This window comes from Streptomyces sp. NPDC039480 (genome assembly GCF_055597165.1).
On the sequence record NZ_JBVITX010000010.1, the window covers coordinates 173,864 to 194,780 of the forward strand.

Sequence of the window (20,917 nt, forward strand, 5' to 3'; positions counted from 1 at the left end):
GATAGGGATCAGGTGAGCGCAGGCTCCGCCTGGGGTACGTCGATGCTCTCCAGGAGCGATTCGTGAGAAGCGGCAGCCGCCAGCGCGTCGTTCTCCGCCTGGATCCGAACGAGCTCGGATTCCAGGTCCTGGACGCGCTGCTGGAGCCGTCGCATCTCGGCGAGGAGTCGCGGGTCGCTGCCGCCGACGTAACCGAGAAGCGCCTTTGCCATGATGGATGGTCCTCCACACTGAGTGACCGACCGAAGCGGTGTGGGTCGTGAGGGATTCGCACCCGCGGTGCTTGGCACTTGTTGTTTCGCTGGGTCTTGCTGGCCGTTCTCACATGCCAAACAGCTAAGGTGCGCGGGGCTTCCAGAGTCTCACCAAAAAGTTTGACGGTCAACACGATCACGCCCCGTATTGGCGGGCGACCCGGGGGCGCGCGGCCTCTGAACGGGCGGCGCTGCTACTCCTTCGGGGCCCTGGGGGCGTGGAGATCATCCTTACTCGGGGAGCCTGCCACGGCAAGCCCTTCTTGGCAACCACCAGGCTTTTTCTGCCTCAGGCAGTTGCCCGGGACACACGTCCGGCGCCGTGGCGCTCCCTCCGCGCCGCGTTCGTGCGGGTCACGGTCAGCGGATGGCGAAGGTCTCGTATATGCCACGTGGTGTGTCCCAGATCTCGGTGACACCGTCCACTCGCCCGGGTGTGTCGCCCTCGCGGAGCCAGTCGAGCAGTTTCTGGCAGCCGATCCGGGGGCCTTCGGCGACGACCTGTACGCGGCCGTCCTCCAGATTGAGAGCAAAGCCACTCAGGCCGCCGATCTCCAGCGCCTTGGCCCGCGTGAACCAGCGGAATCCCACGGCCTGCACGCGTCCCCGCACCCAGGCGGTGAGTCGCACGTCATCGTTCATGGGAGCACGCTAACCGGCCAATTGCTCAGGGAGCACTTCGTCCCCATCCGTCATCGCGTACAGTCCCGAATCGATGAGCCTCACTCATACGAGTGAGTCACGTTGATCGCAGGACGAAAGGCCAGGAGATGGGACGCCACCGACGCTCCGGCGCTGGACAGGCCGCCGCCACCCCTGAGGACCACCCCGGGACGGTGTCGCACCGCCGCAAGGGCCGCGCCGCCACCCCGGTGCGCACCGGCCTGCTCGGGGTCTCCGCCGCCGTCGCGATGGGCGCCGTCGCGGTCGCCGCGGGCGTGCTGCCGGGCAGCGACAACTACCGCCTCGGCGGTGGCGGCGAGCCGGGCGAGGTGCGTTCCGCGGCCGTCCCGACCGAGGTGGACGCCCAGGGCGGCTCGGGCGCCGAGGCCGACCGCGGCAAGCCGTCGCCGAGCCGTGGCACCGACCGCCCCGAGGCGCCGAGGCCCACCCCCTCCAAGGCCGACCCGAAGCCTTCGAAGACGCCGTCCGAGAAACCGTCGAGGCAGACCCCGAAGAAGCCGGACCCCGTCAAGAAGCCGACGTCGCCCCCGTCCCGTACGCCCGAGGAGAAGCCCAAGGCTCCCCCTGCGAGCTCGCAGTCCTCGTCCGGCGAGACGGCTGCGGAGGCCGCGGTGCTCACACTGGTCAACCAGGAGCGGGCCAAGGTCGGCTGCCGGCCGGTGCGGGCCGACGACCGGCTCGCGGCACTGGCCGGCGACTTCAGCGCCGACATGGCGGAGCGCGACTTCTTCGACCACACGGACCCGGACGGCGCGACGCCGTGGGACCGCGCCGAGAAGGCCGGCATAGCCGACCTCGGCGGGGAGAACATCGCCCGCGGCCAGGCCGACGCGCGAGCCGTGATGGACGCCTGGATGAACAGCGAGGGCCACCGCGCCAACATCCTCAACTGCGACTACAAGACCATGGGCGTCGGCGCGCACTTCGCGCCGGGCGGTCCGTGGTGGACGCAGGACTTCGGCTTCTGAGCCCGACCTCTTTTTTAGTCCAACCCGCCCCCGCCAGCCAGCGCTAACTATTCGAAAGCGCTGTGCGGGCGTATCGTGTCGGCATGGAATCCACCGACCTGGCGTACGACGTGTTCTCCCGGCAGTGCCCGTCGCGGGGCACGCTGGAGCACGTCACCGGGCGCTGGGGCGCGCTCACGCTCGGAGCGCTGCACGACGGCACCTTCCGCTTCAACGAACTGCGTCGCCGTGTCGACGGCGTGAGCGAGAAGATGCTCTCCCAGACCCTGCACGCGCTGGAGCGCGACGGTCTCGTCCACCGCGACGCACAGCCGACCAATCCCCCGCGCGTGGACTACCGGCTCACCCCGCTGGGACGCGAGGTCGCCGAGCGCCTGCTGGCCCTGATCCGTTTCGTGGAGAGCCGGCAGGACGACGTGCTGCGGGCACGGGAGGCCTACGACGCGACGCGCGGCGGCCGCTGACAGCGCGGGCAGAAGTAGCTGGACCGGTTCATCCAGGGGCGCCGGCGGATCGGGGTGCCGCAGCGGCGGCACGGCTCGTTCTCCCGGCCGTAGGCGTCCAGCGAGCGGTCGAAATAGCCTGATTCACCGTTCACGTTGACGTAGAGGCTGTCGAAGCTGGTGCCGCCGACGGCGAGCGCCGCGTTCATCACGTCCCGTACGTGGCCGAGGAGTTCGGCGGTGCGCGGGCGCGTGAGGGTGCCGGTGGGCCGTTCGTAGTGCAGCTTCGCGCGCCACAGCGCCTCGTCCGCGTAGATGTTGCCGACGCCGCTGATCAGCGACTGGTCGAGCAGTGCCCGCTTGATCGTCGTACGCCGGCGGCGCAGCGCGGCATGGAAGGCGTCGTCGTCGAACGCGCCGTCCAGCGGGTCCCGCGCGATGTGCGCGATGACGTCCGGGAGCCCGTCGGGGGTGTTGTCGTGGAGCGAGAGCCCGCCGAAGGTGCGCTGGTCGACGAAGCGAAGCTCGGTGCCCTGAGCATCGGCGAAGCGGACGCGGATCCGCAGGTGCTTCTCGTCGGGGGCGTCGTGCGGCTGCACCAGCAGCTGGCCGCTCATGCCCAGATGGGCCAGGACCGACTGCGCGGAGTCGGCGAGCGGCAGCCACAAGTACTTGCCGCGCCGCTGCGCGAGCCCGATCCGGTGGCCCGCCAGCCGGTCGCCGAAGTCGGTGCCGCCCGCCACGTGCCGCCGGACCGCACGGGGATGCAGGACCTGCACGTCCGAGACGACCCGCCCGCTGACCCAGCGCTCCAGGCCGCGCCGGACGACTTCGACTTCGGGCAGCTCGGGCACGGGGCTCCTCGACGGGTGCGCGGGGGTGGGAATCGGCAGCGTGTCGCGTGGCTCTTGGCCGTCGGCACGCCCCCTCGGAGCCGGTCTTCGCACTCCTTGCCTGCTCTCAGCCGCCCTGCGCGGGCCGCCCCTCGGCCGTCAGCCCGTGCCGCGCGAGGGCCTCCGCCTCGGCATGCTTTCCCTGTTCCGTGAGGAGGTCGTACAGCCGGGACGCGGCGCCCGCGTCGCCCCGGTCGATGCGGGCGCGCAGGGCGTCGGCCCTGCCGTGCTCCTTGAGCAGATCGGCGAGGCGATGCGTCCAGTACGCCTCACCGGACTCGGCCTTCTCCTCCAGGAGCCGTACGGCCCGGTCCACATCGCCCCGGTCGACGAAGGCGGCGATGATCTCCCGCTCCAGGAGGGACGACGACAGCTCCGTGGTGACGCGGAGCGCTTCGTCGATCTCGCCTGCCGCCAGCAGCCGGCGGGCCAGCGTATCGGCCGCCAGGTGGTCGCCGCCCGCCGCGCGTTCCCGCAGCTCGTCCTCGCCGACGGGCAGTTCGGCGAGACCGGCGCGGGCATACGCCTCGCCGGCGTCGGCGAACGGCGTCAGGAGAGCGCGGGCGCGGGTCGTCTCCCCCTGTGCGGCCAGCATCCGGGCCGCCTCGACCGCCGCACGTACGCAGCCGTCCTCGGCCCGCGCGAACAACTCCTCGCCGCGGCCGTGGTCGGCGAGGAGCCGAGCCAGCAGGTCGTCGACGTCCATGCTGCCCTGACCTGCGAAGTCGCGCAGGACGTCGAGGGCCTCTTCGAGCGCGCCCCGCTCCTGGAGCAGGTCCGCGAGGAAGTGGGCCGCCCAGAAGTAGCCGTCCTCCGTCAGTTCGTACAGCCTCTCCACGCGGCCGGCCTGCTTGAGGAGCTCGGCGAGGAACATCATCAGGTCGTTCGGGAAGACCCCGGTCCCGTCCTCCTCGCGCTCCTCCTGGCGCTCCAGGATCATCTCCAGGACGGAGATGGCCCGCTCCTCCTCGCCCTCGTCGACCAGCAGCTCCGCCACCCGGTACCAGGCGCCGAGGTCGTCCGGTTCCATGTTCTCCAGGAGCAGGGAGAGGGCGAGGCGAGGGTCGCCGTACTCGATGATGTGGCCGACCGCGTAGTCGTTGCCCGCCTCCGCCAGGTCGAGGAGTTCCTCGAAGTCCCAGCCCGCGAGGAGGACGCGGTAGAGGTCGGCGTGGGAGTCCGGCGAGGCGGTGAGGCGGTCCGCCATCTCCTGGGCGCCGGCCCGGTCGCCCGTCCTGCGGTACAGCTCACCCAGCTGCCGCATCGCCGAGACGTCGTCGGCCTCGACCGCCCTGCGCAACAGCGGCACCGCCACTCCGAACCGCTGGCGTGCGACGGCCGCCGCACCGAGCCTGCGCGCGTCCGTCGGATCCTGGAGGTGCTCCGTGCACTCGTCCCAGAAAGCCTGCGGCGGCGGCTCCCCGCGCCGGCTCCCGCCGATGTGCTGGACGAGGTAGTCGGCGATCCGGTAGCCGTCGGGGCGGCCCATCCGGTGGCCCTCGCTGACCGGGACGAGCGGGGCGGTGGCGCCGAGCTGCTGCCGGGTGGCGTAGGCGAGGGCGGTCGCGAACCAGTCGTCGGGGGCCGCGGCGCGTTCGGCAGGTGTGCAGTAGCCGGGCACGGCCGCCCGCAGCAGGCTTTCGGGGAGCGGGCTCTTGGCGCCGAGCAGCGCCGCGTCGACGGCGGCCGTGAGCACCGCTCGCGCGTAGGGGTCGGCGCAGTCCCACCGGTGCACCAGCTGGGGCGCGCCCGCGATGACCTGGGTCAGGCCGAAGTCCGTCGAGTCCAGGGCGGCCCGCAGCCGGGGGTCGCTGTCGGCGGCGGTCCGGGCGCGTTCGCGTTCGGCGGGCGAGAGGCCGGCGCCGACGTGGACGACGTCGGCGAGCTTGAGCAGTTCGCGTTCGACGCGGTGCCGGTCGTCGTCCTGGTCGACGTACGCGTCGTAGAAGTGCGGCCAGAGGGTGGCGACCACGAGGACGCGGTGGGGTGAGGACAGCAGGGCGCGCAGGGTGGACGCGGTGAGTCCGTGCTCGCCGTTGAGGTGGTTCTGGAGCTCGTCGAGCCAGACCACGACGGAGCGCGGGGGCAGCGCGAGGAGGCCTTCGATCTGCCGGACGTCGGCCGGGTGCAGCAGCCACCAGTCGGACAGCAGTTCGCTGACCGCCTCGTACAGCGAGCGGGTCTTGCCCACCGACGATCCGCCGACCAGCAGCACGAAGCCGTCGGCCGCCCCGGCCACCAGGTCCCTGAGCCCGCCGTGCTCCGGCGTGTCCAGGTCGCGGCGGACATAGCCGGGCAGCCGCGGCGCGGCCTCCGGGGCGAGCCGGACCGGGCGGTGCACGCCGAGGCGGAAGGGGTCGGCGTCCCGTACGCGCACGAGGTCGGGCGGCGCGGCACGTGGGGCGTCGGCCGGCGGGGCGAGCGACACGTCGCCGTCGACCTGGCCGATCTGCACGATGTTGCCGACCACGACCGCGTTCTCGAGGCGGTTCGACCTGGTTCCGCCGCCGTCCGTCTGCGCCACCGGGCCCCCCTCGGCACCATCGGGTGTCTACGGATGAACCCCCGTGGGACCGAGGTCCCACGGGGGTTCACAAGGAAAGCAGGTGTCAGGCCGGAGCGGCGTCCGAGGCCGAGGGGGTGTCGGCGGTCCCCTCCGCTTCCGCCGCGGCCTCAGCCGCCTTGGCGCGCTCGTCCGCTGCCGCGCGAATGGCGCGCCAGGCGGACTCGGCGGCCTGCTGTTCCGCTTCCTTTTTGCTGCGGCCGGTGCCGGTGCCGTACGAGACGCCTCCGACGCGGGCGGCAGCAGTGAAGGTCTTCTCGTGGTCGGGGCCGCTCTCCGTGACGAGGTACTCGGGCACGCCGAGGCTCTCCGTCGCGGTGAGCTCCTGGAGGCTGGTCTTCCAGTCCAGGCCCGCGCCCAGGTTCGAGGACTTCTCGATCAGCGGGTCGAAGAGCCGGTGGACCAGCTCACCCGCAGCGTCCAGACCCTGGTCCAGATAGACCGCGCCGATCACCGCTTCAAGGGTGTCGGCGAGGATGGATGCCTTGTCCCGGCCTCCCGTGCCCTCTTCGCCCCGGCCGAGCCGGATGAAGGAGCCGAGTTCGAGGCCGCGGCTGACCTCCGCCAGCGCACGCGAATTGACCACCGCGGCCCGCAACTTGGCCAGCTGGCCTTCGGGCAGGTCGGGGTGGGTGCGGTACAGCGTGTCCGTGACGACGAGGCCGAGCACGGAGTCACCGAGGAACTCCAGACGCTCGTTCGTCGGCAGGCCGCCGTTCTCGTACGCGTACGAACGGTGGGTCAGCGCGCGCACCAGAAGGGCGGACTCGAGCTTGTACCCGAGCCGCCCTTCCAGAAGCGTGTGGGACGAGGCCGTTGTCTCCGCCAATTTCTTGGCGTCTTCCGCCTTCTTGGGGCTAGACACGGTGCCTCTCACCAGCCGCTCAGACCTCGAGGACCTGGCGCTTGTTGTAGGTGCCGCAGCTCGGGCACGCGATGTGCTGCTGCTTGGGCTCCTGGCAACGCTCACACGAAACCAGGGTGGGGACCGCAGCCTTCCACTGCGACCGGCGGTGGCGCGTGTTGCTGCGCGACATCTTCCGCTTCGGAACAGCCACGGCTACTTCTCCTGCTTCTCGTCGACGCCCGCTTCCGCTTCGGCGCCGCTCATCTCGTCCTTCTCGCCGTCCTGGATGGTGCCAGCGAGTCCCTGCAATGCCGCCCAACGGATGTCGACGGCGTCATGGTGGTGGTCCGGGTCGTCCGCGAGCCGTACTCCGCACTGGGAGCACAGGCCCGGACAGTCTTCCTGGCACACCGGCTGCATCGGCAGTGCGAGCACCACCGCATCACGCAGCACAGGCTCGAGGTCGAACATGCCGTCCTCGAGACAGAGCCTGTCCTCGTCTTCCTCGGCGTCGTCGGCCGGTTCCGCGCTGCGGCCCCGGTCGTCGGCGTCAGGGTACGAGAACATCTCCTGGAAGTCCGCGTCGAGCTCCAGCTCGAGCGGCTCCAGACACCTTACGCACTCCCCCTCGGCCGTTGCACGGGCGGTGCCTGTGACAAGCACCCCTTCCATGACCGACTCGAGACGGACCTCCAGCTGGACCGGGGCGCCCTGCGGCACTCCGACGACCCCTTCGATACCGAAGGTGCCCGGCGGACCGGGCGCCTCGACCTCGCGGGTCACCCGCTGCATGGCACCAGGACGCCGACCCAGCTCGTGTGTGTCGAACACGAGGGGGTTTCGGTGGTCGAGGCGCGTGCTCAGGGTTTTTCCTGCTTTCGAATCCGGGGAGTTCAAGGGGGCCACCGCACTGATGCCGCGAATGTGAGGCTCGGGTGGGCAGCCTGGGTCGCGGACGTATGCGCGACCGAAGAGCCAGGATACTTGACCTTTCGCTCTCGGCCCAATCCGGTCCCGCGGGCCGCTAGCGCCCCTGCTCGTACTGGCGCAGCTGCTCGGCGCTGATCATGGTCGTGTCGAAGAGGCTGGCCTCTTCGAGCGCGGCGGGCGGCTGCGCCGGGGCGTCGTACCGGGGCTGCTGGTCGTAGCCCTGCTGCGCATAGCCGTACTGATCGTGCTGGCCGTGCTGGTCGTGCTGGTGGTACGCGTACGGGTCCTGCTGGCCGTACGGCTGCTGGTACGCGTACTGGTCCTGCTGCTGGTACCCGTACGGGTCGGGCTGCTGCTGCGGGGGCGCGTAGGGCTGCTGGGGCGGGATCGGCGGGGCCTGGGCCGGTGGGGGCTGGACCGGCGGGGTCTGGGCGGGCTGCGGCGGTGCGGCCTTCGCGACGGCCGCGGGGCCTGCGAGGTCCGCGAGGTACTCCGCGTCGGTGGTGTGGCCCTGGGGGGCGGTGCCCTCGCCCAGGGTGCCGAGCTCGTCGGCGGGCGCCCGGCCGTGCAGGGTCTGGCGGCCGCGGCCGACGGCCTCCAGCGTCTTGGCGAGGACCGCCTCGAAGGCGCCGAGCTTGGCGTCGACGTACGCGTCGGCGGTGCGGCGCAGCGTCTCCGGGTCGTGGCTGCGCTCGGGGGCGTCCTCGTCCGCGTAGCCGTTCTCGTCGAGGCCGGGTCCGGTGCCGAGGAGCTTCTCGCGGCCGCGGCCCACCGAGCCGAGGGTCTTGGTGAGGACGACCTCGAAGTTGGCGAGCTTGCTGTCCACGTAGTCGTCGGCCTCGGCGCGGACCTCGTCGGCGGCCTGGCGGGCCTCGGCGAGGATGCGGTCGGCCTCGCCCTGGGAGCGGCGGGCGACCTCGGTGTCGGAGATCAGGGAGCCACGCTCGGCGTGCGCGGTCTCGATGATCCGCTCCGCCTCCTGGCGGGCCTGCTCGACCAGCTGCTCGCGGCCGCCGATGAGCTCCTGGGCCTGGGCGAGGGAGCCCGGCAGTGCCTGGCGCACCTCTTCGAGCATCGAGAGCAGATCGGCGCGGTTGACCACGCACGAGGCCGACATGGGCATGGACCGGGCGCTGCCGACCGCCTGGACGATCTCGTCGATCTTCTTCTGCACGTCCACCGTGTGCTCGCCACTCTCTACAGCTGGTTGGGAGACGGACGGGACGACTGTAAGGCCAGTGGCCGCCCGCCCGACACCGGGTGACGAGCCGTCAGCGCCCGTGCGGGTGGGTCACTTCTTGCCCAGGCGTTCGACCAGGGCCTCGTGGACGAGGGGCGGCAGCAGGTGCGCCACGTCGCCGCCCCAGGCCGCGACCTCCTTGACCAGCGAGGAGGAGAGGAAGCTGTAGGTGGGGTTGGTCGGGACGAACAGGGTCTCGACGCCCGAGAGGCCGTTGTTCATCTGGGCCATCTGGAGCTCGTAGTCGAAGTCGCTGACCGCGCGGAGGCCCTTGACGATGGCGGGGATGTCGCGCTGCTTGCAGAAGTCGACGAGGAGGCCGTGGAAGGACTCCACCTCGACGTTGCCGAAGTCGGCGGTGACCTGGCGGATCAGTTCGATCCGCTCCTCGATCTCGAAGAGGCCCTTCTTCGACTGGTTGATCATCACCGCGACGTGCACCACGTCGTACAGCTTGGAGGCGCGGGCGATGATGTCGAGGTGTCCATTGGTGATGGGGTCGAAAGACCCCGGACAGACGGCGCGGCGCATCGTGAGTCCCTCGCTCTCCGGTCCGGTCATGGCGCGATCACTGAGTCGTCGCACGTAGAGGCGGCGCGACCGTACCAAAACGTCCCTTCGCCGTAGCGACGGGACCTGAGGGCCTCGAAACCCTCCGGCCAGCCGAAGACACCGCCTCTTGTACTGCGTTCAACGGTGACGAGCGCGTCGTCCGTGAGCCAGCCCTCCGAGCGGAGTGTGAGGAGGATCTCCCGAAGATCGTCATCGGTGACGGCGTACGGAGGGTCGAGGAACACCAGGTCGTACGGGGTGGTGGGGGTGCCGCCCTGGACGATCTGGGCGGCTTTGCCCGCCCGCACCTCGGCGCCGGGCAGGCCCACCGCCTTCACGTTCTCCCGGATGGTGCGGGCCGCCCGGGCGTCGGCCTCGACGAGCAGGGTGTGCGCGGCGCCGCGGGACAGCGCCTCCAGGCCGACGGCTCCGGAGCCCGCGTACAGGTCGAGGACGCGGGCGCCGTCGAGCGTGCCCTGAAGGGCCTGCCAGGTGGAGAAGAGGCCCTCGCGCGCGCGGTCGGACGTGGGGCGGGTGCCGTTGCCCGGCGGGACGGCCAGGCGGCGTCCGCCGGCCGTGCCGGCGATCACGCGGGTCATCTGATTCCTTCTGTTCCTGCTGGCAGGTGGGTGGGCTGCCTCCACGATATGGCGTGCACGGGCGTCACCCCTTGTCGAGGTACTGCTCGCGCTCGGCGTCGAGCAGGGCGTCCAGGGCGGTGCGGAGCGCGGGCAGCCGCTCCAGGTCGGGGTCGTCGGCGACCACGGTGACGGCCTCCTCGCGGGCGGCGGCGATGACCTCCTCGTCCTCGATGACGGCGAGCATGCGCAGGCTGGAGCGGACACCGGACTGGGCCTGGCCGAGCACGTCGCCCTCGCGGCGCTGCTCCAGGTCGATGCGGGACAGCTCGAAGCCGTCGAGTGTCGAGGCGACGGCGGCGAGGCGGCCGCGGGCGGGGCTGGCCTCGGGCATGTCGGTGACCAGGAGGCAGAGGCCGGGGGCCGCGCCGCGGCCGACGCGGCCGCGGAGCTGGTGCAGCTGGGAGACGCCGAAGCGGTCCGCATCCATGATCACCATGGCGGTGGCGTTCGGGACGTTCACCCCGACTTCGATGACCGTCGTCGCGACCAGGACCTGGGTCTCGCCGGCGGCGAAGCGGCGCATCACCGCGTCCTTGTCGTCCGGCTGCATGCGGCCGTGCAGGACCTCGACCTTCAGCCCCTGGAGGGGTCCGTGGGCGAGCTGCTCGGCAACGTCGAGGACGGCGAGCGGGGGCCGCTTCTCGGCGGTGGCCTCTTCCTCGGCCTTCTTCTTGGCCTTCTTGGTGTCGGCGGGTTCGTCGGCGTCATCACCGATCCGCGGGCAGACCACGTACGCCTGGTGCCCCTTCTCCACCTCTTCGCGCACGCGCTCCCACGCGCGGGCGAGGAAGTGGGGCTTGTCCTGGGCGGGGACGACGTGGCTCGCGATGGGCGAGCGGCCCGCGGGGAGCTGGTCGAGGACGGACGTCTCCAGGTCGCCGAAAACCGTCATCGCGACCGTGCGGGGAATGGGCGTGGCCGTCATGACGAGCAGGTGCGGGGGCTGCTTGCCCTTGCCGCGCAGGGCGTCGCGCTGCTCCACGCCGAAACGGTGCTGCTCGTCGACGACGACCAGGCCCAGGTCGTGGAACTGCACCTTGTCCTCGATCAGGGCGTGCGTGCCGATGACGATGCCTGCCTCGCCGGTGACCAGATCGAGCAGGGCCTGCCTGCGGCCCGCCGCTCCCATGGAACCGGTGAGCAGCGTGACCTTGGTGGCCTGGTCGGACCCGCCCAGCATGCCGCCCTCGGCCAGCTCGCCCATCATCTCCACGATGGAACGGTGATGCTGCTGGGCGAGCACTTCGGTGGGCGCGAGCATCGCGGCCTGCCCACCCGCATCCACGACGGCGAGCATGGCGCGCAGGGCGACCATGGTCTTGCCCGACCCGACCTCCCCCTGGAGCAGGCGGTGCATCGGGTGGTCGGTCGCGAGGTCGTCGAAGATCTCCTTGGAGACCTTTTCCTGGCCCTCGGTGAGGGTGAAGGGCAGCTTGGCGTCGAAGGCGTCGAGGATGCCGCCCGCCTTGGGCCTGCGGGGGACGGCGGGCAGCTGTGCGTCCGCGTAACGCCGCCGGGCCAGGGCGACCTGGAGGACGAAGGCCTCGTCCCACTTGAGGCGGTCTCGGGCGGCGGCGATGTCCGCCTTGGAGTGCGGTCGGTGGATCTTCAGGAGGGCTTCGGGGAGCGGGATGAGGCCCCGGCCGTCGCGGAGGGCGGGCGGCAGCGGGTCCTCGGCCTCCTGGGCGCTGGGCAGGACCATGTCGACCGACTTGGCGATCTTCCAGGACTCCAGCTTGGCGGTGGCGGGATAGATCGGCAGCTGGGCGCCGGCCCAGGAGCCGACGGTCTCGCCCGCCTCGTCGCCGTCGCCGCGCAGCAGTTCGTACGCCGGGTGGGCGAGCTGCATCTTGCGGTTGAAGACCGACACCTTGCCCGCGAACATCGCGCGGGTGCCGGGGAGCAGGTCCTTGTGCGGTTTGTGGATGCCGCGGCCGAAGAAGACGAGCTGGACCTGGCCGCTGCCGTCGGTGATGGTGACCTCGAGGCGCTGGCCCCGGCCGCCGTTGAACTTCAGGATGCGTGCGCTCGCGACCTGGGCGACCACCGTGACGTGCTCGTCCAGGGGGAGCTCGGCGAGGCGGGTGAGCTCGCCCCGCTCGGCGTAACGCCGGGGGTAGTGGTGCAGGAGGTCGCCGACCGTGTGCAGGTCGAGATGCTCGGCCATCACCTTCGCGGTGGCGGGGCCGACCACTTTCTTCAGGGGTTCTTCGAGCGCGGGCACGAGATCCATTGCACACCACGGCACTGACATCGGGGCGCAGGTACCCCGGATCTGCGGCTCAGCGGTGTGCGGCCGGGGTCATTCGACGCCGATCAGCAGCAGTGCCGACTGGCGGCCGCCTCGGTAGACCACCGTGTCGACGGCCAGGTATGTCTCGCGCACGTGCTTTTCGAGTTGGTCCGCGACGGTGTCGGGGGCGGATTCGCCGAGTACGAGCGTGACCATCTCGCCGCCCGCCGACAGCATGCGGTCGAGGACCGAGGCGGCGGTGTGGGCCACTTCGGAGCCGATGACCGCGACGTCGCCGTCGATCAGGCCGAGTACGTCACCGGCCTGGCAGATGCCCGCCATGGTCCAGGACTGCCGCTCGGCGACGGCCAGTTCGCCGTACCGGGTCGCGCCGGCCGCCGAGGTCATGGCGACGACGTCCTCGTCGAAGCGGCGGTCCGGCTCGTGCACGGCGAGGGCCGCGATGCCCTGGACCGCGGAGCGGGTGGGGATCAGCGCGACCCGCACGCCTTCCGTGCGGGCCTGCGCCGCCGCGGCGGCTGCGGTGTGCCGCAGCTCCGCGTCGTTGGGCAGGAGGACCACTTCGCGGGCGTGGGCCCGGCGGATCGCGTCGACGAGCTCGCCGCTCCCGGGCGGCTCCCCCACGCGCGTCGGCACGGCGGTCGCCCCGGCTTCGGCGTAGAGCTCCGCGAGGCCCTCGCCGGGCACGACGGCGACGATGGCCCGCTGCGCGCGCTCCCGGGGCGGCTGCGCCGTGGTGTGCGCGTCGCCCACCCCGAAGTGGGTGATCCGGATGCGGTGGGGGCGGCCCGCCTCCACGCCCGCCTCGACGGCCGCGCCCGCGTCGTCGACATGGACGTGGACGTTCCACAGACCGTCGCCGCCGACCACGACGAGCGAGTCGCCGAGCCGGTCGAGCCGGTCCCGCAGCCGGGAGACGGCGGCGTCGTCCGCCTCCAGGAGGTAGATCACCTCGAAGGCGGGGCCGCCCTCGCCCGTCTCGTCGCCAGGTGGGTCCTCGCACTCGACGGCCCCCGCAGCCTCCACGCGCGCGTGGGCGGACGCCGTGCTCCTGGGAGCGACGGTCCCGCCCGACAGCGCGCCCACCAGCGCTCCCAGGACCGCCACGAGCCCCCGGCCACCGGCGTCCACCACCCCGGCGCGGCCGAGCACCGCCAGCTGCCCGGGCGTCGCCTCCAGGGCCGCGCAGGCCCCGTCGTACGCGGCCCTGGCCACGGCCCCGCAGTCGCCGTCCGTACCCGCGGCCGCCTCCGCCGCCGCGGTGGCCACCGTCAGGACCGTGCCCTCGACCGGGTGGACGACCGCTTGGTAGGCGGCGTCGGCGGCCTGTCGCAGCGCGCGCTCCAGGGTCCGGCCATCGGCGTGATCCGCGTCACCTCGCGGGGACCCATCACCGGCCTCCCCGCCCCGTTCACCCTCGTCGCCGCCGATGACCTGCGCCATGCCCCGCAGCAGCTGCGACAGGATCGTGCCCGAGTTCCCGCGGGCCCCGATGAGCGCTCCGTGGGCCATCGCGCGGACGGTCTCGGCCAGCGAGGGAAGAGCCGGCTCATGGCCGGTGAAGGCCGCGTCGACGGCCTGCGAGGCGGACTCCACGGTCAGATAGAGGTTCGTCCCGGTGTCCCCGTCGGCGACCGGATAGACGTTGATGGAGTCGATCTCCTCGCGGGCCCTGCCGAGGGCGTCCAGAGCCAGTCGGCACCAGGCGCGCACCGCGACCGCGTCGAGGTTCTGCGGCACCTGTTCGCCTCCTTGACCATGCGGAATGGACGCAGCGTAGACCCACGGTGAACGAAGGGCCCGGGGCGGGGGCCGGGCCGAACGTGGTAGTTTCGTGGAACCGAAGCAGTCGTTGTATGCTGCTTCGGTTGCCCGATACGCATCGGGCCATTCCTCCTGGCAACGCCACTTCGATCATTGCACTGATCCCGGCATGCCGGGATTACCCGTAAGTGCATCTGAAGTCTTTGGAGTGACCCGTGGCTGCCAACTGCGACGTCTGTGGCAAGGGGCCGGGCTTCGGCAACAACATCTCGCACTCGCACCGCCGTACGCCCCGTCGCTGGAACCCGAACATCCAGCGTGTGCGTGCCGTGGTGAGCGGGACGCCGAAGCGCCTCAACGCTTGCACCTCGTGCATCAAGGCCGGCAAGGTCTCGCGCTGACGCCAGCGCGGCCACCTAGCTGGTTGCTGAAGAAGCCGGTCCCCTCAGGGGGGCCGGCTTTTTCGTATGTCCACGTCTGAGGGGTCGGCTGTCCGCGTTTGAGGGGTCGGCCAGGTCGTCCGCCCACGCGCGCGGGGCTGCCAGAATCTGACGGATGCGCTTCGGCATCCTCGGCCCCCTCGACGTACGCTCCCCCGACGGCACCCCCGTGGACCCCGGCGGTCCACGCCCCAGGGCCCTGCTCACCCTGCTGCTCCTGGACCCCGGCCGCACCGTCTCGGTCGCCGCGCTGACCGACGGGCTGTACGGCGACGAGCCGCCCGCCGGCGCCGCGAACGCGCTGCAGTCCCAGATCTCCCGGCTGCGCAAGCGCCTGGGCCTCGCCATCGAAGCCACCCCCGCCGGCTACCGCATCGCCGTCCGCGCCGACGCCGTCGACCTGCACCGCTTCGAGCGGCTGGCCCGCGAGGGACGCGAGGCCCTCCACGCCGGGGACCCCGCGCGGGCCGCCGGTCTCCTGAGGGAGGCGCTCGGCCTGTGGCGCGGGCCCGCCCTCGCCGATCTGCCGGACGCCCGGCCGCTCGCCGCACGCCTGGAGGAGACGCGCCTGGCCGCCGTGCAGGACCGCGTCGAGGCGGACCTCGCGCTGGGCGGCGGAGCCGAGCTGGTGCCGGAGTTGCGCGAGCTGCTGGCCGGGCATCCGTTGAGCGAGCGGCTGCACGGACAGCTGATGCGGGCGTTGCACGCGGGCGGCAGGCCCGCGGAGGCACTCACCGTCTACGAGGAGGCGCGGCGCACCCTCGCGGACGAGCTCGGCACCGATCCCTCCGCCGAGCTGTCCGCGCTCCACCTGGAGCTGCTCCAGGGCCGGGAGCCGGCCCGGCAGCGGGGCGTGCCCGCACAGCTGACGCGGTTCATCGGGCGGGCCGACGAGCTCACGAGGATCGGCGCCCTGCTGGCGGAGGCGCGGCTCGTGACGCTCACCGGGCCCGGCGGGGCGGGCAAGACGCGGCTCGCGGTCGAGGCGGCCCGCGCGCTGCCCGACGTCTGCTTCGTGGAGCTGGCCCCGCTCGCCGACGGGGCCCGGGTGACGTACGCGATCCTCACCGCGCTCGGGGTGCGCGACGGCTTCCACGGTCAGGGCGGCGACGCCACGGAGCGGCTGCTCACCGCGTTGCGCGGCCGTGAGCTGCTGCTCGTCCTCGACAACTGCGAGCACGTCGTGGACGAGGCGGCCCGCGTCGCGGCGCTGCTCCTCGGCGCCTGCCCGGGTGTGCGGGTGCTCGCCACCAGCCGGGAGGGGCTCGGGATCACGGGAGAGGTCCTGTGGCCGGTGCCGCCGCTGGCCGCAGGGCCCGCCGCCACGCTCTTCGCGGACCGGGCGGCCGCCGTGCGGCCCGAGCTCGCGGGCCCCCGCGACGAGCACGCCCTGCGGCTGACCGACGAGATCTGCGCGGCGCTCGACGGCCTGCCCCTCGCGATCGAGCTGGCCGCGGCCCGGCTGCGCACCCTCACCCTGGACGAGCTCGCCGCCCGCCTCGGGGACCGCTTCCGGCTGCTCTCGCGCGGCGACCGTACGAAGGCACCCCGGCACCGCACGCTGCACGCGGTCGTGGAGTGGAGCTGGGAGCTGCTCGACGACGAGGAGCGGGAGCTGGCCCGACGGCTGACCGTGTTCTCCGGAGGGGCCACATCCGACGCCGTGGAGGCCGTCTGCGGGATCCCGTACCCCGAGGACCTGCTCGCCTCCCTCGCGGAGAAGTCGTTCCTCGACGTGACCGAGGGGCGCTACGACATGTTGCAGACCATCCGTGCGTTCTGTACCCGGGAGCTGGCCGGGGCGGGCGAGGAGGACCGGTTGCGGGCCGCGCACGCCGAGTACTTCCTGCGGCTGGCCGAGGCGGCCGAGCTACGCCTGCGCGGCGGCGAGCAGCTGCCCGCTCTCGCCGAACTCGACGCCGAGCAGCTGAACCTGGACGCGGCGCTGCGCCACCTGACCCGTACGGCGCCGCGCGACGGCCTCCGGCTGATGGCGGCGCTCGCCTGGTTCTGGCTGCTGCGCGGCCGCTACGGAGAGCGCAGGGAGCTGGCCGTCGACCTCCTCGCCGCGGTGGGCGCGGAGCCGCCGGAGGGCCTCTCCGAGGAGTACGTCCTGTGTCTGATCAACACGATCGCGGGTGACGGCACCGACCCCGACGAGCCGGCCCGCCTCGCGCGCGCGGACGCGCTGTTCGGCGGCCTCGAAGGGCCCTTGCGGCTGCCGTATCTGGTGGTGCTGTGGTCGATCGCGGGCGGTCCCGCGCGCGCCATGGAGGACCAGGTGAGGGAGCAGGTCGACGACCACCCTTGGGGCGTGGCCCTGCTGGATCTCGGGCTGGGTTTCCAGGATCTGTTCGCGGGCCGTGCCGAGGCCTCGGAGGCGGCTTTCGCCCGGGCGTTGGAGGGGTTCAGGACGACCGGGGACCGCTGGGGCATGGCCAACTGCCTCGATCCGCTGGGCATGTTCGCCGACTGGCGGGGCGAGCGGGGGCGGGCCATCGAACTGCTCGACGAAGGCCTCGCGCACGTAAGGGAGTTGGCGGCGCCCGAGGAGACCGCGGATCTGCTGCACCGGCGTGCCACGGTCCTCATGTACGGGGGTGACCTCGACGCGGCGGCCGCCCACTACGCGCGCTCCGCCGCCCTCGCCCGGGCCGTCGGTGTGCCCGACAAGGTGGCGACCGCGCGGCGTGGGCTCGGGGACGTGGCCCGGCTCCGCGGCGACACGGCACGCGCGCGTGCACAGTACGAAGCGGCTCTGGAGGCGTGCGCGGCGAACTGGTTCAGCCTCGGGGAGAGCGTGCGGATCCTGATCGGCCTGGGCCGTACCGCGCTCGCCGAGTCCCGCGCGGCGGAGGCCGCCGACTGGTTCGAGCAGGCCCGGGTGCTGGCTTCGGGTTCCGACGTGCGGGCCCCTGGCGTCGGCGGCGGCGTACCCGGCACCGGGGAACTGGCCGAGGTGGCCGAGGCGTTGGCCGCTGTCGCGCCGGACCCCGAGGCGGCAGTGCGGCTCCTGGGCGCCGCCCACGCCCTGCGCGGCACCCTCGTCGCCGACGATCCCGATGTCGTACCCCTCGCGGAGGCGGCCCGGGCGAAGCTCTCCCCCGACGCGTACGAGAAGGCCTTCGAGGAGGGACGGCACCTGCGGTCGGCGGCGGTCAGGAACGGTGGGCCGACGGCCGGGGACCGTACGCGGGCGGTCAGGGAACGGTAGGCGGACGGTCAGCGGCCGCCCCGAGGCTTTGCCGCATGACACACACGACGCGTACGAACACCGGATCGGCCCCTACGAAGAGCCCGCGCAGGGTCGCCACCCGCAGCCTCGCCCACCTGGACGTCCTGATCTCGGGCGCCAGTGTCGCGGGCCCCGCCCTCGCCCTGTGGCTGGCCCGCTACGGAGCGCGGGTCACCGTCCTGGAGAAGGCGCCCGCCCTGCGCGAGGGCGGCTTCGCGGTCGATTTCCGGGGCGATGTGCACCGCACCGTGCTGCGCCGCATGGGCATCTGGGACGAGGTCCACCGCCGTCAGACGCACATGGGCCGCCAGACCGTCGTGGAGGCCGACGACACGGAACGGGTCGCCCTGCCCTCGTTCTTCATGAGCGGCGACGTGGAGATCTTCCGCGGCGACCTCTCCAAGATCCTGTACGAGCGCACCGCGGACCGGGTCGAGTACGTCTTCGGAGACTCCGTCGCCACGCTGACCGAGGACTCCGAAGGCGTCGACGTGACCTTCGACCACGGCGCGCCCCGCCGCTTCGACCTGGTGGTCGGCGCCGACGGGCTGCACTCGCACACCCGCCGTCTGGTCTTCGGCGACGAGTCGCGGTACCTGCGCTTCCTGGGCTACTACGTGGCGGGCTTCGGCATCCCCAACCACCTCGGCCTCGACCGCACCGCCCGCCTCTACAGCGAGCCCGGCCGCACCGTCGTGATCAGCAACTACGACGGCGACCCGGACAGGGCGGGAGTGGGCCTGATCTTCCGGTCCGACCGGCTCGACCACGACCGGCACGACATCGCGCAGCAGAAGAAGATCCTCGCGGACCGGTTCGCGGACATGGGCTGGAAGCACGCCCCCAAGGCCCTGGAAGGCCTGGAGAGCGCCGACGACCTGTACTTCGACGCCATCGCCCAGATCCACGTCGACCGGCTCTCCAAGGGCCGTGTGGTGCTTCTGGGCGACGCCGGGTACGGCGCCACGATGGGCGGCATCGGGACGGGCACGGCGCTGGTGTCCGCGTACGTCCTGGCCGGTGAGCTCGCGGCCACCGGGGGCGACCACCGGGCCGGCTTCGCCGCGTACGAGGCGGAGATCCGCGACTATGCCAAGGGCTGCCAGAAGACCGCCGACAACGCCGGGCCCTTCCTCGCCCCGCCGACCGAGAAGAAGATCCGCAGCCGCGACCGCGCGTATCGCGTGCTCGGCTCCCGGCTGCTCGCGGGCCTCTTCAAGAAGCTGACGGAGAAGGCCGCGAGCGACCTCGTGCTCAAGGACTACGCGCCCGTGGACCGCCAGCCGTGATCCACCGGGCCGATCCCGCCGCCGAGGGCGAACCCGGCGGCGATCGCCCCGGTCACGTACTCCTTGGCGGCCGTGACGGCCTCCGGGACGCTCCGCCCCTTGGCCAGCTGCGCCGCGATCGCGCTGGCCAGGGTGCAGCCCGTGCCGTGCGTGTGGCGGTTGTCGTGGCGCGGGGCGCGCAGGACGTGCTCTTCGGAGCCGTCGGTGAGCAGGTCCACGGCGTCGCCGCTGAGGTGGCCGCCCTTGATGAGCACCCACTGCGGGCCGTACGCGAGGACGGCGTCGGCAGCGCGGCGCAGGCCGTCCTCCGAGTCGACGACGACACCGGTGAGTTGGGCGACCTCGTCGAGGTTGGGTGTCGCGACCGTGGCGACCGGCAGCAGCTTCGTGCGCACCGAGTCCAGCGCGGACACCGCGAGCAGCGAGTCGCCGTGCTTGGAGACGCCGACCGGGTCGACGACCGCGGGGGCGTCCGTGCCCGCGAGCAAGTCGGCGACCGCCTCGACCAGTTCGGCGGAGGCGAGCATGCCGGTCTTCACCGCCTGTACGCCGATGTCGTCGACGACGCTGCGGTACTGGGCCCGCACCGCCTCCACCGGAAGCTCCCAGAAGCCCTGCACGCCCAGTGAGTTCTGCGCGGTGACGGCCGTGACGACGCTCATGCCGTGCGTGCCGAGGGCGAGCATCGTCTTCAGGTCGGCCTGGATGCCCGCGCCGCCGCCCGAGTCGGACCCGGCGACGGTCAGGACCCTCGGCGGCGCGCTGGTCCTCGGCAGGCCGGTCACTCGGACTCTCCGTTGTCCCCGAAGTGGTCCCAGCCCTTGCTGGTCCACGGGGCGCCGTCCACGGTCACCTGGGGCAGCGCGGAGGGGTTGAGGACCTCTCCGATGACCTTCCAGCGGGCGGGGAGCTTCACGTCCGGCGGGAACGTCGCGACGATCGCGTGGTCCTCGCCGCCGTTCAGCACCCACTGCAGCGGGTCGACGCCGACGGCCTGCCCGATGTCGTTCATCTGGGAGGGCACGTCGACGTCTCCGGAGCGGATGTCGATCCGCACCTTGCTGGACTCGGCGATGTGTCCGAGGTCGGCGATGAGGCCGTCGCTGACGTCCGTCATGGAGGTCGCGCCGAGGCCCGCGGCCGCGGGGCCCGCGTGGTACGGCGGTTCGGGCCTGCGGTGGGCCTCCACGAAGGCGCGCGGCGAGCGGAAGCCGCGGGAGAGCACGGCGTGCCCGGCGGCGGACCAGCCGAGCCAGCCCGTCACGGCGACGACGTCGCCCGGCTGCGCGCCCGCGCGCGTGACGGGTTCGTGGTTGCGCAGGTCGCCCAGCGCGGTGATCGCGACGGTGATTGTGTCGCCGCGCACGACGTCGCCGCCCACCACGGCCGCGCCCGCGACCTGGCACTCGTCCCTGAGGCCGTCCATCAGCTCGGTGGGCCAGCTCGCGGGGAGCTCCGCGGGCACGACCAGGCCGAGGAGCAGCGCGGTCGGCACGGCGCCCATGGCCGCGATGTCGGCGAGGTTCTGCGCGGCGGCCTTGCGGCCCACGTCGTACGCGGTGGACCAGTCGCGGCGGAAGTGCCGCCCCTCCAGGAGGATGTCGGTGCTCGCCACGACCCTGCGGTCCGGAGCGGACACGACCGCGGCGTCATCGCCCGGGCCGAGCCGTACGGCCGGAGTGGTGGTGAGCCGCGAGGTGAGCTCTCTGATGAGCCCGAACTCCCCCAACTCGCCCACGGATCCCTTCACCGAGTCTCACCATGCCCTTTCACGCTGCTCGGCCCCCGGTCGCGAGCCGTCTCTGTCATCGGTACGGTCGACGTGACCGTCGACTTCTGCTGTCCGTCCGCCACGATGTGCGCGCCACAGGTCACGCGGGTCTCCCCGTGACGAGCGGCGACGCGGTACCGTGGCGTCCC

General features: G+C 72.3%; 19 protein-coding genes. 5 read left to right on the plus strand and 14 right to left on the minus strand.

Annotated elements, in window-relative coordinates:
* Window positions 1-8: 8 nt before the first annotated feature.
* Window positions 9-212 carry a hypothetical protein gene (locus ACZ56E_RS28950; protein ID WP_098245029.1) on the minus strand — a complete coding sequence of 68 codons (204 nt, stop codon included), beginning with the start codon at window positions 210-212 and terminating at the stop codon, window positions 9-11.
* Window positions 213-614: 402 nt separating this feature from the next.
* Window positions 615-896, minus strand: coding sequence for an acylphosphatase (locus ACZ56E_RS28955; RefSeq protein ID WP_468611446.1), 282 nt, complete (start codon window positions 894-896; stop codon window positions 615-617).
* 128 nt (window positions 897-1,024) lie between these two features.
* Here ACZ56E_RS28955 and ACZ56E_RS28960 point away from each other — a divergent pair, with 128 nt between their 5' ends.
* Together ACZ56E_RS28960 and ACZ56E_RS28965 are read left to right on the plus strand one after the other, a co-directional pair.
* Window positions 1,025-1,906 carry a CAP domain-containing protein gene (locus tag ACZ56E_RS28960; RefSeq protein ID WP_471218629.1) on the plus strand — a complete coding sequence of 294 codons (882 nt, stop codon included), beginning with the start codon at window positions 1,025-1,027 and terminating at the stop codon, window positions 1,904-1,906.
* 83 nt (window positions 1,907-1,989) lie between these two features.
* Entirely contained in the window at window positions 1,990-2,370 is a 381-nt protein-coding gene (locus ACZ56E_RS28965) for a winged helix-turn-helix transcriptional regulator (RefSeq protein WP_468611448.1), read from the plus strand.
* Here the strand turns inward: ACZ56E_RS28965 and mutM are convergent.
* The 10 genes from mutM to ACZ56E_RS29015 form a co-directional block, all read right to left on the minus strand.
* The gene (mutM, locus tag ACZ56E_RS28970) at window positions 2,343-3,203 is read right to left on the minus strand and encodes a bifunctional DNA-formamidopyrimidine glycosylase/DNA-(apurinic or apyrimidinic site) lyase (protein WP_471218631.1); all 861 of its coding nucleotides are present in this window, start codon (window positions 3,201-3,203) and stop codon (window positions 2,343-2,345) included. The two genes, ACZ56E_RS28965 and mutM, sit on opposite strands and share 28 nt — an antisense overlap.
* A 106-nt stretch (window positions 3,204-3,309) precedes the next feature.
* On the minus strand, window positions 3,310-5,766 hold the full coding sequence (locus tag ACZ56E_RS28975; protein ID WP_471218633.1) for a tetratricopeptide repeat protein: 2,457 nt from the start codon (window positions 5,764-5,766) through the stop codon (window positions 3,310-3,312).
* Between the two features lie 85 nt (window positions 5,767-5,851).
* Window positions 5,852-6,682 carry a ribonuclease III gene (rnc, locus tag ACZ56E_RS28980; protein ID WP_362998121.1) on the minus strand — a complete coding sequence of 277 codons (831 nt, stop codon included), beginning with the start codon at window positions 6,680-6,682 and terminating at the stop codon, window positions 5,852-5,854.
* Window positions 6,683-6,689: 7 nt separating this feature from the next.
* Entirely contained in the window at window positions 6,690-6,863 is a 174-nt protein-coding gene (gene rpmF / locus ACZ56E_RS28985; protein WP_026165248.1) for a 50S ribosomal protein L32, read from the minus strand.
* Between the two features lie 2 nt (window positions 6,864-6,865).
* Window positions 6,866-7,516, minus strand: a complete 651-nt coding sequence (locus ACZ56E_RS28990; protein ID WP_471218837.1) for a YceD family protein — start codon at window positions 7,514-7,516, stop codon at window positions 6,866-6,868.
* A 160-nt stretch (window positions 7,517-7,676) separates the two neighbouring features.
* Window positions 7,677-8,762, minus strand: coding sequence for a cell division initiation protein (locus ACZ56E_RS28995; protein WP_471218635.1), 1,086 nt, complete (start codon window positions 8,760-8,762; stop codon window positions 7,677-7,679).
* Between the two features lie 111 nt (window positions 8,763-8,873).
* Window positions 8,874-9,353: a pantetheine-phosphate adenylyltransferase gene (gene coaD / locus ACZ56E_RS29000; RefSeq protein ID WP_193433174.1), complete on the minus strand. Its 480-nt coding sequence runs from the start codon at window positions 9,351-9,353 to the stop codon at window positions 8,874-8,876.
* A 26-nt stretch (window positions 9,354-9,379) separates the two neighbouring features.
* Entirely contained in the window at window positions 9,380-9,973 is a 594-nt protein-coding gene (gene rsmD, locus ACZ56E_RS29005; RefSeq protein ID WP_468611452.1) for a 16S rRNA (guanine(966)-N(2))-methyltransferase RsmD, read from the minus strand.
* Between the two features lie 64 nt (window positions 9,974-10,037).
* Window positions 10,038-12,248: an ATP-dependent DNA helicase RecG gene (recG, locus tag ACZ56E_RS29010; RefSeq protein ID WP_471218638.1), complete on the minus strand. Its 2,211-nt coding sequence runs from the start codon at window positions 12,246-12,248 to the stop codon at window positions 10,038-10,040.
* A 69-nt stretch (window positions 12,249-12,317) separates the two neighbouring features.
* The gene (locus tag ACZ56E_RS29015) at window positions 12,318-14,009 is read right to left on the minus strand and encodes a DAK2 domain-containing protein (protein ID WP_471218641.1); all 1,692 of its coding nucleotides are present in this window, start codon (window positions 14,007-14,009) and stop codon (window positions 12,318-12,320) included.
* A gap of 239 nt (window positions 14,010-14,248) precedes the next feature.
* On the opposite strand from ACZ56E_RS29015, the gene rpmB reads away from it, so the two are divergent.
* The 3 genes from rpmB to ACZ56E_RS29030 all read left to right on the plus strand — a co-directional run bounded on the left by rpmB (window position 14,249) and on the right by ACZ56E_RS29030 (window position 18,997).
* Complete coding sequence (gene rpmB, locus ACZ56E_RS29020) at window positions 14,249-14,434, plus strand: 50S ribosomal protein L28 (protein ID WP_016642993.1); 186 nt, start codon at window positions 14,249-14,251, stop codon at window positions 14,432-14,434.
* A 154-nt stretch (window positions 14,435-14,588) separates the two neighbouring features.
* Window positions 14,589-17,687, plus strand: coding sequence for an AfsR/SARP family transcriptional regulator (locus ACZ56E_RS29025; protein WP_471218643.1), 3,099 nt, complete (start codon window positions 14,589-14,591; stop codon window positions 17,685-17,687).
* 35 nt (window positions 17,688-17,722) lie between these two features.
* Window positions 17,723-18,997, plus strand: coding sequence for an FAD-dependent monooxygenase (locus tag ACZ56E_RS29030; protein ID WP_471218645.1), 1,275 nt, complete (start codon window positions 17,723-17,725; stop codon window positions 18,995-18,997).
* Here ACZ56E_RS29030 and thiD read toward each other — a convergent pair.
* The gene (thiD, locus tag ACZ56E_RS29035) at window positions 18,970-19,782 is read right to left on the minus strand and encodes a bifunctional hydroxymethylpyrimidine kinase/phosphomethylpyrimidine kinase (RefSeq protein ID WP_468611457.1); all 813 of its coding nucleotides are present in this window, start codon (window positions 19,780-19,782) and stop codon (window positions 18,970-18,972) included. The genes ACZ56E_RS29030 and thiD overlap by 28 nt on opposite strands.
* Window positions 19,779-20,747, minus strand: coding sequence for a thiamine-phosphate kinase (locus ACZ56E_RS29040; protein WP_468611458.1), 969 nt, complete (start codon window positions 20,745-20,747; stop codon window positions 19,779-19,781). Before ACZ56E_RS29040 ends, thiD begins: the two co-directional genes overlap by 4 nt.
* Window positions 20,748-20,917: the final 170 nt, after the last annotated feature.

Coding starts and splice junctions, on each gene's coding strand:
- ACZ56E_RS28950 (WP_098245029.1), bottom strand. CDS start 212: ATGGCAAAGGCGCTTCTCGGTTACGTCGGCGGCAGCGACCCGCGACTC.
- ACZ56E_RS28955 (WP_468611446.1), bottom strand. CDS start 896: ATGAACGATGACGTGCGACTCACCGCCTGGGTGCGGGGACGCGTGCAG.
- ACZ56E_RS28960 (WP_471218629.1), top strand. CDS start 1,025: ATGGGACGCCACCGACGCTCCGGCGCTGGACAGGCCGCCGCCACCCCT.
- ACZ56E_RS28965 (WP_468611448.1), top strand. CDS start 1,990: ATGGAATCCACCGACCTGGCGTACGACGTGTTCTCCCGGCAGTGCCCG.
- coaD (WP_193433174.1), bottom strand. CDS start 9,353: ATGCGCCGCGCCGTCTGTCCGGGGTCTTTCGACCCCATCACCAATGGA.
- rsmD (WP_468611452.1), bottom strand. CDS start 9,973: ATGACCCGCGTGATCGCCGGCACGGCCGGCGGACGCCGCCTGGCCGTC.
- recG (WP_471218638.1), bottom strand. CDS start 12,248: ATGGATCTCGTGCCCGCGCTCGAAGAACCCCTGAAGAAAGTGGTCGGC.
- ACZ56E_RS29025 (WP_471218643.1), top strand. CDS start 14,589: ATGCGCTTCGGCATCCTCGGCCCCCTCGACGTACGCTCCCCCGACGGC.
- ACZ56E_RS29030 (WP_471218645.1), top strand. CDS start 17,723: ATGACACACACGACGCGTACGAACACCGGATCGGCCCCTACGAAGAGC.